This is a genomic window from Streptomyces sp. NPDC048411 (assembly GCF_040704695.1).
In the GTDB taxonomy this organism is placed as follows: domain Bacteria; phylum Actinomycetota; class Actinomycetes; order Streptomycetales; family Streptomycetaceae; genus Streptomyces.
Genome location: NZ_JBEZKL010000193.1, coordinates 1 through 10,100, shown reverse-complemented (window position 1 = coordinate 10,100; position 10,100 = coordinate 1). Strand labels below are relative to the sequence as shown.

Sequence of the window (10,100 nt, the reverse complement as noted above, 5' to 3'; positions counted from 1 at the left end):
AGCAGGTCAACGCCGAGTTCTTCACCCTCGGCACCCCACCCCTCGGCTCCCCCGGCGGAGCCCGCAAAACAGGCCGCGTCGGCCACGACCACCCCGGGGTGGCGGCGTGAGCGGCCACGCGGCCACGGACGCCGCCGCCGAGGTGTCCGTCGACCTGCTCATCGTGGGCGCCGGTCCGACCGGGCTGTACGGCGCGTACTACGCCGGTTTCCGCGGCATGAACGTGGCGGTCGCCGACGCGCTGCCCGAGGTGGGCGGACAGATCGCCGCGCTCTATCCCGAGAAGCTCATCTACGACGTGGCCGGCTTCCCCGCCGTCCGCGGCCAGGAGCTGGTGGACCGACTGGCCGAACAGGCCGCCCAGTGGAACCCCACCTATCTGCTCGGACACGGGGTCACCGAGCTGGACGACACCGCCGAGGGCATCGTCGCCACCACCGACACCGGTACGCGGATCACCGCGGGTGCGGTACTCGTGTGCGGCGGGATCGGCAACTTCATCCCCCGCGAACTCCCGGTGGGCTCCGAGTACCTGGACCGGGGGCTGCGGTACTTCGTACCGCGTCTGGACGAACTCGGTGGACAGGACGTCGTGGTGGTCGGCGGCGGTGACTCCGCCCTCGACTGGGCACTGTCCCTGGAACCCATCGCCTCGTCGGTGACGCTGGTGCACCGGCGTGCCCGGTTCCGGGCCCATGAGCGTACTGTCGAGCAGGTTCACGCCTCCTCGGTGCGGGTCCTCACTCCCTACGAGGTCGAGAAGATCCACGGCGACGGCGCGGTGTCGGAGGTCGTGGTCGCCACCTCCGACGGCGACCGGATCACTCTGCCCGCCCAGACCGTGGTGGCCGCGCTCGGCTTCATCGCCGACCTCGGCCCGATCGAGCGGTGGGGACTGGAACTGCGCCGTCGGCGCATCCTCGTCGACCGCACCATGCGGTCGAGCCGGGAGCGGGTGTACGCGGCCGGTGACATCGCCGACCACGACGGCAAGGTCACCCTCATCTCGATCGGTTTCGGCGAGGCGGCTCTCGCCGTCAACCATGTCGCCGCCCTGCTGGACCCGGCCCGTTCGATCACGCCCGGGCACTCCTCCGACGCGTGAGTCCGCGCACCGGACCACCGCCCGGGCACGCCGCGGCGCAGGGGCTCTCGCGCCCCCGCCCGCGCCGTTAGACTCCCCCTTACGACTACTCTATTCAATACGGCGTTTCATTTAGTGTCTTATGGCAAGCCAAGTGCGATTGGGAGCGATACGTTCATGCCCACAAAGGCGCAGGGCAGCACCGGCGAACAGGACGGCCCGGACAGGACCGCCCCGACGATCCAGACGGTGCAGCGTGCGGCCCTGATCCTCGGATCGTTCACGGTCGGCAAGCCGCACATGAGCCTCAACGAGATCACCGCGCGTCTCGGGGCGAGCAAGGCGACCGCGCACCGCTACACGAAGGCGCTGCGGGCGGCGAATCTACTCCGGTACGACGAGCGCACCTCGCTGTACTCCCTCGGTCCCCAGGTGCTCACGCTCGCCTCGGCGGCGCGGGCCGGTCTGCCGATCGTGGCCGCCGCCGAGCCGTACATGAAGGATCTGGTCCGGCGTATCGACGAGACGATCGTGCTGTCGGTCTGGGACGGCGAGTCGGCGACCGTGGTGCGCTCGGTGGACAACACCGACCACATGGTGCGCATCAGTGTCCGGGTCGGTTCGCGCCTGAACCTCACGTCCTCGGCACAGGGGCGCGTCTTCCTCGCGTTGCTGCCCCCGGAGCAGGTGCCGACCCTGCCGCGTTCCGTCCGCAACTCGGCCGAACTCACCGAGGAGCTGGAGGCCATCCAGCAGCACGGGTTGTCGGTCAACTCCCCCACGGTCAACGGAGTCCGCACCGTCGCGGCGCCGATCTTCGAGGGGGACAAGATCAGCGGGACGCTCGCGATCGTCGGCACCACGGCGACCGTGCCCGACGATGTCACGTCGCCGATGGCCCAGGCACTGCTGGAGACCGCCCGCGCGTTGTCGCAGCGGCTGGGCACCCCTGACAGCGGCTGACCGTCCTACGACGGCTGAAGGCCCACCGCGGTCCGCGGTGGGCCGTCCGGCGCTCAGGGCAGCAGGTCGGCTCGCGGCGGGACGAAGAAGTCGATGTTCACGCAAGGGGCCTCGGTCGGCTCCACGTAGTGCTCGCTGCCTCGGGGAACGAGCAGGAACGAGCCGGCCCGCATGTCGTGCGCGACACCGTCCACGTAGTAGTTCGCGCGCCCCTCGGCGATATGGACCAGTTGGTCGAAGTCCTCGTGCCGGTGCGGGTTGAGTTCCATACCGACCTGCAGCTCGTGGTGGCAGATCATCACTTCGTCCGTCGCGTAGACGCGGCGACGTACCCCGGGCCGCACCTGGGTCGCCGGCAGCTCGTCCCAGTTGACGACGGTGTTGACCAGCGCTGCGTTGCGTGTGCTCATCGAGCGTCCTCTCCGGCGGTCGCCCGTAGGCCGGCCGCCAGCATCTGCAGGTCCGAACCGACCACGAGGTAGCCGGCGTCATCGAGGCCCAGGTCCGCCGCGGCGGCCCGGGTCGGCGCCCAGCCTCCGAACGCCACCCCCGCGGAACGGGCGGCGTCGTTCACCCGGTTCACCGCGGCGCGCAGCACTGTCGGGTCCGTCGGCAGACCCAGGTCGACCGCGAGGTCGGTGCTGCCGACGAAACACACGTCGAGAGCGGCGACCAGCTCCGGCAGAGGGTCGGTCCGCGCGGTCTCGATCTGGCCCACGAGCACCGGCGGGTCGTCCTGCTCGGCGCGGAGAAACCCGCCCAGCGGGGCCGCGCCGAACCGGGCGGCCCGATTGGCAAGGCTCACGGAGCGGCGGCCGGCCGGAGCGAACCGAGTGGCCGCCACGAGTGCCTGCGCCTGGGTGACGCGGGTGAGCATGGACAACTGGATCCCGGCCGCCCCGGCCTCCAGGAGCCGGTTGACGGCGGCGGCGTCCACCTCGGGCACCCGGACCAGGGCCGCCAGTCCGCAGGCGTCCGCGTGGCGCACCAGGTCGACGGCGTTCCGCTCGCTGAGGGTGGAGTGTTCGAGGTCGACGACGATGAACGCGAACCCGGCCGTCGCGGCCAGTTCCACCACGTCGGGCGACGCCAGCTTGACGAAGGTGCCGACGGCGGGTTTCCCCGCCGTGAGGGCCGCCCGCAGTCGGCGCCGCAGCGGATGGGCGGAACCGGTGGTCATGAGAACCTCCCCTGGGCGTGCCGGTCGGTCAGGCCGACCGCAGTCCTCGCCACGGCACGATGTCGACCTCGGCGCCACCGTGCAGCACCACGGTCGGCTCCAGGCGCGGCGCGAGAATCGTGTTGCCCGCGGCGTCGGGCAGAGTGACTTCGTCGGTCTCGGTGACGACGGTGACATCGGCCCGCCCGCCGACCTCCAGGCGCCCGTAGCCCTCGGTGTCGAGCCCGAGCAGTCGCGCGGGCTCGACGGTGGCCCGCCGGACGCACTCCTCCAGCGGCGCGCCGAGCGCGACCAGCTTGGAGATGCTGGTGAGCAGGTCGAACACCGGGCCGCGCCAGTTGCGCGCACTGGTGTCGGAGCTGAGCACATCGGGCAGGAACCCATCGGCGATCGCCCGGCGCGCCACCTCGAAGCTGAGGTTGCTCCTGCCGTGGGCGGAGTCAAACAGCACGCCGCGCTCACGGGCCGCGGTGACGGCGGGCTGCACGTGGTCACCGTCGAGGATTCCGTGCGGCTTGCCGGTGTAGCAGTGCGCCACGATGTCGCCGGGGCGCAGGTGGTCCAGGACGACGGGCAGCGGCTCCGCGGTCTCGCCGATGTGCAGCATCAGCGGCAGACCGGCTTGTTCGGCCAGCGCCACGGACTTCTTCAGCAGCGACTCCCAGTTCTCGCCGACGACGTCCTCGGAGAGACGGATCTTGAAGCCGCGCACGATGTCGGGGTGGGCCTCGGCGGTCGCGAGCGCGTCCTCGGGGACCAGGGTGTCGGGGTTCAGCAGCTCACCGAATCTGAAGTCGATCAGGCCGAGCACGGAGACGTTGAGGAAGTTGACGATGCGTAGCGGGTTGGGCTCGACCACCAGCTTACGAAAGGCCGCGAAGGTCGAGGCGCCGGCCGTGCCGGCATCCGCCGCCGCGACCACGCCGCGGCGCAGATGGGCTTCCTCGGCGGGGGCGCCGACGGCGGAGACGTGCTGGAAGATGTGGGTGTGGCCCTCGACGAGGCCCGGCAGCACGGTGGAGCCGGTGACGTCGATGGTGCGGGCCGCGTCGGCCGCCAGGCCCTCGCCGATCGCGGCGATACGGTCACCGGTGACCGCCACGTCGAGCCGGGCGTTCGTGGCCGATGCCGGGTCTATGACGGTGCCGCCGGTCAGAACGAGGTCGTAGGACGGCGCAGAGGAGTGGGACATCGGTGTCTGCTCCAGAGTGAGGGGCGGTCAGCCGACCTGTTCGGTCGGCCGGTGGTCGCGCGGTGAGGCGTCCGAGGGACGCACGACGCGGGTGAGGAGGGGCAGCACGCCGTCCACCTCGACTCGTACCTCGTCGCCGTCGGCGAGGAAGCACGCGCGGTCCTGGCCGGTGCCGGCCGGGGTTCCGGTGAGGACGACATCGCCGGGTTCGAGCGCGGCGAACCACGACAGCCTGCTGAGCAGATCGGGGATCGGGAAGATCATCCCGGCGCTCGTGTCGTCCTGCAGGAGCTCGCCGTTGATCTGGGTCCGTATGCCGATGGCGTCGCGGTCCGCGAGATCGTCGGGAGTGCGCAGCGAGGGGCCGAGCGGTGTGAACCCCGGGTAGCTCTTGGCGAGGGCGGGGATGCCTGTGGTGCGCATGACATCACGGGCCGTCATGTCGTTGGCGGCGGTGATTCCGGCGACCGCGGGCCATACCTCCGACTCGCTCGCCTGGTACAGCCGGCGCCCCACGACAACCGCGATCTCCCCCTCGTAGTCGGGTTCGGTCGCGGCCCGCGGGATCACCACCTGAGCGCCGGGTGCCGACACTCCTGACGAGGCGGCCAGGTACAGGATCGGCTGCTCGGGCAGTCCCCGGCCGGTCCGGGCCGCCTTGGACACGTAGTTGAGTCCGACGCCCCACACCGCGCGGGTGCGGCCCAACAGTGCCGTGAGGGTGACCTCTTCGAGCGGGATGCGCCGACGCACCGGGCAGGAGGCCAGACAGCGCAGCGAGCCCTCCTGTTGAAGGACCGCTCTGACGTGCGGAAATGCAGTGTCCAGCAGGGCGGCAGCCCCGTCCTCGATCCGGCCCAGGCCGGCCTGTGTCGTCACTACCTGCATGACAGGCATCTTTCAATGCAAGATGGCATCATGTCAAGCAATACGCAAGTGCGGACTGAAGGCATGCGAGGACTCCTGTCCGGACAGCGTTGGACGAGGTGTCGGAGGTGCGCCGACCTGGACGGACACCGGTGCCGGGCTCACCGGGTTCACGGCGACTTGGTGAGGAGCATTGACAACCCTCGACGGGCGCCATAGCGTTCCGGCCCACTTGGTCGATGGGCAACAAATCGGCCAGGGGGAGCGTTTTCGGCGCTCCGCGGAGACCGTTGCATGCCGACCAGGCGTGCAACGAGCTGGCCGGCGACAGAAGTCACACAGCCAGCGGAGGTCTCTCCCATGAAGGTTGTACTCCATCAGACGCACGGCGGACCTGAGGTGCTCCAGGTCGCCGACGTCCCGGTGCCCGAACCGGGACCGGACGAGGTGCTCGTACGCGTCGCGGCCTGCGGCCTCAACCACCTCGATGTCCTGCAGCGACGCGGGCCCGGGCTGATCCCCGGCTTCAAACTGCCGCACGTGAGCGGCATGGACATCGCGGGCACCGTCGCGGCGGTCGGCCCGGCGGGCAACGGGCAGGCGGGCAAGGCGGCCACGCTCGCCGAGGGCACGCGCGTCGTGGTGAACCCGGCCGTGCCGTGCAACCGTTGCGAGAACTGCGCCGCCGGAAAGGACGGCGGATGCCCGAGCGCGGGTGTCATCGGCGCCACCCTGGCCGGCGGCTACGCCGAGTACGTTCTCGTCCCGGCGGCCAATGTGCACCACGTGCCGGACGAGGTCGATCTGGTCGACGCGGCCGTCGTGCCGACGATCTGGATGACGGCCTGGCACGCGCTCATCGAGATCGGCAAGGTCCGCCTCGGCGAGACGGTGCTGATCCACGCGGCGGGCAGCGGTGTCAGCACCGCTTTGATCCAGTTGGCCAAGGCCGGCGGTGCCCGCGTGGTCACCACGGTCAGCTCGGACGCGAAGACCGACTACGCACGCGGCCTGGGTGCCGACGTCGTGGTCAACTCGACGACCGGCGACGTCGTGGCGGCCGTGCGCGGGTTCACCGGCGGGCGGGGCGCCGACCTCGTACTCGATCATGTCGGCCCGGCCACGTGGAACACCGGCATCTACAGCCTCGCGCCGCGCGGGCGACTGGTGTTCCTCGGCAACACCACGGGCAACCGGGCCGAGTTCGACCTGGTCTACGCCTACCACTTCGGGCTGCGACTGCTCGGCTCGGACCCCTACGACCGCCGCGAGTTCGCCGCGATGCTCGACGCCTACTGGGCCTCGACGTTCCGTACCCCGGTCGACAGCGAGTTCCCGCTGACGGAGGCCGCGGCGGCACAGCAGCGGATGGAGTCGCGGCGGGCCACCGGCAAGATCGTGCTGCGCCCATGAACACGACGAGCGCCACCCCGGCCGGACCGGCTCCGGTATGGGACGTGATCAATGGTTTCACGTCCTACTGGGCGCTCTCGGCCGCGCTCGACCTCGGTCTGTTCGACGCCCTGGCGGAGCACGCCGATTCCGGGAAGGGCCTGGACGCCAAGCAATTGGCGGCCTCGATCGGTGCGGCCGAGGACGCCCCGGTGACCGTTCTGGCCGAGACGCTCGTCGCACTCGACCTGCTCGCCGCGGTCGGGAGTCGCTTCCGGCTCACGCCCGTGGCCGAGCACTACCTGGTGTCGTCCGCGCCTGCCTCCATGGCCGCACTCGTACGGTACTCCCCCGGGCCGCCGGGAGCCTGGCCGGGCCTGGCCGAAACCATCCGCACCGGCGCACCCGAGCCCGCCGTGACAGCCGACCTGACCGCGCTGTACCCGGCGATCGTGCGCGCCACCGGCCCGACCCAGGCCCGCGTGGCGAGCGCTGTCGCCGCCGAGCTGGAGCGCCGCGGGTGGTGGCCGAGGCAGCCGACGGTCGTGGACCTCGGCTGCGGCTCGGGGGCGTGGCTGACTGCACTGCTGCGCACCCGGCCCAGCGGCACGGTGATCGCGGTCGACCGGCCGAACGTGCTGCCGATCGCCGAGCAGGCGGCCAGGGAGGTCGGCCTGCGCGAGCGTGTGATCACCGTCGCCGGCGACTATCTGGAGGCCGATCTCCCGGTCGCCGCCGCCGATGTCGTCGTCCTGGCACATGTGCTGCGCGCCGAACCGCTTGAGCGTGCCCGGCGGTTGCTCGCCCGCGCGGTCGAACTGGCCGGTGCGGACGGGGTGGTCGTGGTCGTCGACTACACGCGTCCCGATCCGGCCCACACCCGACACGACGACAGCGGTGGCGAGGACCAGGGTGACGACGGTGACGGCGAGGACCGCGGCGCCGTCTGTGCCACCGCGCGCCACGAACTGCTCCTGTCCCTGACGATGCTGGCCTCGACAGCGGGGCTCGGTGTCACGGTCGCGGACCTGCGCGCGTGGGCCGAAGCGGCCGACGCCGAGCTGGTCGACTCGTTCGAGCCGGTGCCGCGCCAGCACGTCCGCCTCATCCGCTCCCGCACCCCGGAGGCCACCTCGTGAATTCCCCGAACACCACGGCACCCGCCGACACTCTGATCGTCAACACCCACGTCGTGACCATGGACGACTCCCGCCGCGTGATCAGCGACGGAGCGGTAGCCATCCGGGGCGACCTGATCGTGGCCGTCGGCAAGACCGCCGACGTGACCGCCCAGTGGCACAGCGACACCGTCATCGCCGGTGAACGGTTCGTCGTCACCCCGGGGCTGATCAATACGCATGTGCACATCACCGGCGAACCGCTCACGCGCGGTTTCGTCCCGGACGACACCCCGTTCCTGGAGAACGTCTTCGAGTGGCTCACACCGATCCACACGTACTACACCGAGGAGGACGAGCACGTCTCCGCCCAGCTCGCGGCGCTGGAGATGCTCAAGAGCGGCACCACCGCGTTCCTGGAGGCCGGCACGATCCGGTTCATCGACCCGGTCGTCGAGGCCCTCAGCGAGATCGGCATTCGCGCCCGAGTCGGACCGTGGGCGTGGGATCTGGTCCCCACGCCGGAGGTGCTGCGCATGTCGACCGCACAGGCGATCACGCGCCTCGAAGACTCGATGGACCGGTACGCTTCAGTGGCCGACGGCCGTATCCAGGCATGGCCCATCATCATCGGCCACACCTGCTGCAGCGACGAGCTGTGGCGTGCGGCGAAGGCCCTGTCGATCGAGTACGGCACCGGGTTCAGCTTCCACATGTCGCCGGCGGCGATGGACCCCGAGGGGTTCCTCGCGTCGTACGGACAACGGCCGATGGTGCACCTCGACAAGCTCGGCGTGCTGGGCAACAACGTGATCCTGACCCACGCCGTCCACGTCGACGACGACGAGGTCGCGCTGCTCGCCCGCACCGGGACGAGCGTGTCGCACTGCCCGACCACGGCGCTGAAGGTGTCGTACGGCGTGACCCAGATCGGCAAGTTCCCCGAGATGGTGGAAGCCGGTGTCAATGTAGCGATCGGTACCGACGGCAACAACGCCTCGAACTACCACGACCTGATGCGCGCGACCTACCTCGTCGCCGGTCTGTTCAAGGACGCCCGGCGTGACGCCACGATCTTCCCGGCCGAGGACGCGTTCGCGATGGCCACCCGCAACGGCGCCCGCGGACTCCAGGCCGAGCACGAGATCGGCTCGATCGAGACGGGCAAGAAGGCCGACCTGGTGCTGCACGACACCAACCGGCCGGAGTGGCGGCCACTGCACAACGTCGCCAACCAGCTCGTGTGGTCGGCCGACGGGCGGGGTGTGCACACCGTGTTCGTCGACGGGCGGCGCGTCGTCGACAACTACCGCTGCACGACGATCGACGAGGACGACCTCCTGCGCCGCGCCCAGACCGCCGGTGAGGGCATCGTGGCCCGCTCCGGCCTGCCCGACCGGGCCAAGTGGCCCACCGTCTGACCGCACGGCCGCACGTCGCGGTCGCGCCGCGAAACGAACGACACGAAGGACACGAACGAATGAGGAGAGCGGAACCATGGCAGAACTGACCGAACCCCGCTGGACCCATGTCGCCATCCCGGTCAGCGACCTGGACCAATCGATCGAGTTCTACGAGCGCATCACCCCGTTGGTGCTGGTCACCAAGAACGACGACGACAACGGGCGCAGCGCCTGGCTGTCGAACAAGGGCCAGGTCGACTCGGCGTTCGTCCTTGTCCTCGCCGAGTTCTTTCCCGAGGTCGGGGCGCGCTTCGGCATCGAGCCGGGCAAGAAGGTGCCGACGCTGGCGCCGTTCGCGCACATCGGTATCGAGCTGCCCCACCGCGAGGACGTGGACGAGGTCGCGGCGAAAGCGCGCGAGACGGGCAACCTGCGGTGGGAGCCGGTGGACATGGCCGCCCACATCGGGTACATCTGCGCCGTGAACGACCCCGACGGCAACACCATCGAGTTCTCGCACAACCAGAAGGTGTTCTCGACCATCCAGGAGCTGTGGGGCTGAGCATCAGCAGTTCTGGGGCCGAGCCGGGAGCCGACCGCACGCTCCTCGGCCGACCCGCTGGTCATCGGCGGTGGCGTCGGCGATCGGGTCGGCCGAGAGCCCGCGGTGCCGGCGCCGCCATCATCCTGTTCCACACGATCGTGTGAAGGGCGACAAGCGCGTGCCGTACGTCATCACCGACGCCTGCGTCGACGTCATGGACAAGTCCTGCATGGAAGAGTGCCCAGCCGACTGCATCTACGAAGGCGACCGGATGCTCTACATCCAGCCCGACGAATGCGTCGAGTGCGGGCGCTGCGAACCCGTCTGCCCGCAGATCTCCATCTACCACCACGAAGA

11 protein-coding genes are annotated in these 10,100 nt (G+C 70.2%); 7 read left to right on the top strand and 4 right to left on the bottom strand.

Going from position 1 to position 10,100, the window contains the following annotated elements; translation table 11 throughout:
- Nucleotides 1-106: 106 nt before the first annotated feature.
- Complete coding sequence (locus AB0915_RS36125; protein ID WP_366695186.1) at nucleotides 107-1,105, top strand: NAD(P)/FAD-dependent oxidoreductase; 999 nt, start codon at nucleotides 107-109, stop codon at nucleotides 1,103-1,105.
- Between the two features lie 156 nt (nucleotides 1,106-1,261).
- Nucleotides 1,262-2,047, top strand: coding sequence for an IclR family transcriptional regulator (locus AB0915_RS36120; protein WP_366695184.1), 786 nt, complete (start codon nucleotides 1,262-1,264; stop codon nucleotides 2,045-2,047).
- A gap of 53 nt (nucleotides 2,048-2,100) precedes the next feature.
- Here the strand turns inward: AB0915_RS36120 and AB0915_RS36115 are convergent, their stop codons facing one another.
- Genes AB0915_RS36115 through AB0915_RS36100 form a run of 4 tightly spaced genes read right to left on the bottom strand, consistent with a single transcriptional unit; the run spans nucleotide 2,101 to nucleotide 5,307 of the window.
- On the bottom strand, nucleotides 2,101-2,457 hold the full coding sequence (locus AB0915_RS36115) for a cupin domain-containing protein (protein WP_358861635.1): 357 nt from the start codon (nucleotides 2,455-2,457) through the stop codon (nucleotides 2,101-2,103).
- Nucleotides 2,454-3,227: an aldolase/citrate lyase family protein gene (locus tag AB0915_RS36110; RefSeq protein WP_366695181.1), complete on the bottom strand. Its 774-nt coding sequence runs from the start codon at nucleotides 3,225-3,227 to the stop codon at nucleotides 2,454-2,456. Before AB0915_RS36110 ends, AB0915_RS36115 begins: the two co-directional genes overlap by 4 nt.
- A 28-nt stretch (nucleotides 3,228-3,255) precedes the next feature.
- A complete protein-coding gene (locus AB0915_RS36105; RefSeq protein WP_345509502.1) occupies nucleotides 3,256-4,419 on the bottom strand; it encodes an amidohydrolase family protein in 1,164 nt (387 codons plus the stop codon).
- Nucleotides 4,420-4,446: 27 nt separating this feature from the next.
- On the bottom strand, nucleotides 4,447-5,307 hold the full coding sequence (locus AB0915_RS36100) for a fumarylacetoacetate hydrolase family protein (protein WP_366695179.1): 861 nt from the start codon (nucleotides 5,305-5,307) through the stop codon (nucleotides 4,447-4,449).
- A gap of 339 nt (nucleotides 5,308-5,646) precedes the next feature.
- Here AB0915_RS36100 and AB0915_RS36095 point away from each other — a divergent pair, with 339 nt between their 5' ends.
- The 5 genes from AB0915_RS36095 to AB0915_RS36075 all read left to right on the top strand — a co-directional run.
- A complete protein-coding gene (locus tag AB0915_RS36095) occupies nucleotides 5,647-6,699 on the top strand; it encodes a zinc-binding dehydrogenase (protein ID WP_366695177.1) in 1,053 nt (350 codons plus the stop codon).
- Nucleotides 6,696-7,817 carry a methyltransferase gene (locus tag AB0915_RS36090; protein ID WP_366695175.1) on the top strand — a complete coding sequence of 374 codons (1,122 nt, stop codon included), beginning with the start codon at nucleotides 6,696-6,698 and terminating at the stop codon, nucleotides 7,815-7,817. The genes AB0915_RS36095 and AB0915_RS36090 overlap by 4 nt, the downstream gene beginning before the upstream one ends.
- The gene (locus AB0915_RS36085; protein ID WP_366695173.1) at nucleotides 7,814-9,217 is read left to right on the top strand and encodes an amidohydrolase family protein; all 1,404 of its coding nucleotides are present in this window, start codon (nucleotides 7,814-7,816) and stop codon (nucleotides 9,215-9,217) included. The genes AB0915_RS36090 and AB0915_RS36085 overlap by 4 nt, the downstream gene beginning before the upstream one ends.
- A gap of 76 nt (nucleotides 9,218-9,293) precedes the next feature.
- Complete coding sequence (locus AB0915_RS36080) at nucleotides 9,294-9,761, top strand: VOC family protein (protein WP_266991823.1); 468 nt, start codon at nucleotides 9,294-9,296, stop codon at nucleotides 9,759-9,761.
- A 160-nt stretch (nucleotides 9,762-9,921) separates the two neighbouring features.
- Nucleotides 9,922-10,100 (top strand): 4Fe-4S binding protein (locus AB0915_RS36075; protein WP_366695188.1); only part of this gene is annotated, 179 nt, incomplete at its 3' end.

Excerpts from the sequence above, each read along its gene's own strand:
- AB0915_RS36120 (WP_366695184.1), top strand. The coding sequence starts at position 1,262 with ATGCCCACAAAGGCGCAGGGCAGCACCGGCGAACAGGACGGCCCGGAC.
- AB0915_RS36115 (WP_358861635.1), bottom strand. The coding sequence starts at position 2,457 with ATGAGCACACGCAACGCAGCGCTGGTCAACACCGTCGTCAACTGGGAC.
- AB0915_RS36110 (WP_366695181.1), bottom strand. The coding sequence starts at position 3,227 with ATGACCACCGGTTCCGCCCATCCGCTGCGGCGCCGACTGCGGGCGGCC.
- AB0915_RS36105 (WP_345509502.1), bottom strand. The coding sequence starts at position 4,419 with ATGTCCCACTCCTCTGCGCCGTCCTACGACCTCGTTCTGACCGGCGGC.
- AB0915_RS36100 (WP_366695179.1), bottom strand. The coding sequence starts at position 5,307 with ATGCAGGTAGTGACGACACAGGCCGGCCTGGGCCGGATCGAGGACGGG.
- AB0915_RS36095 (WP_366695177.1), top strand. The coding sequence starts at position 5,647 with ATGAAGGTTGTACTCCATCAGACGCACGGCGGACCTGAGGTGCTCCAG.
- AB0915_RS36090 (WP_366695175.1), top strand. The coding sequence starts at position 6,696 with ATGAACACGACGAGCGCCACCCCGGCCGGACCGGCTCCGGTATGGGAC.
- AB0915_RS36080 (WP_266991823.1), top strand. The coding sequence starts at position 9,294 with ATGGCAGAACTGACCGAACCCCGCTGGACCCATGTCGCCATCCCGGTC.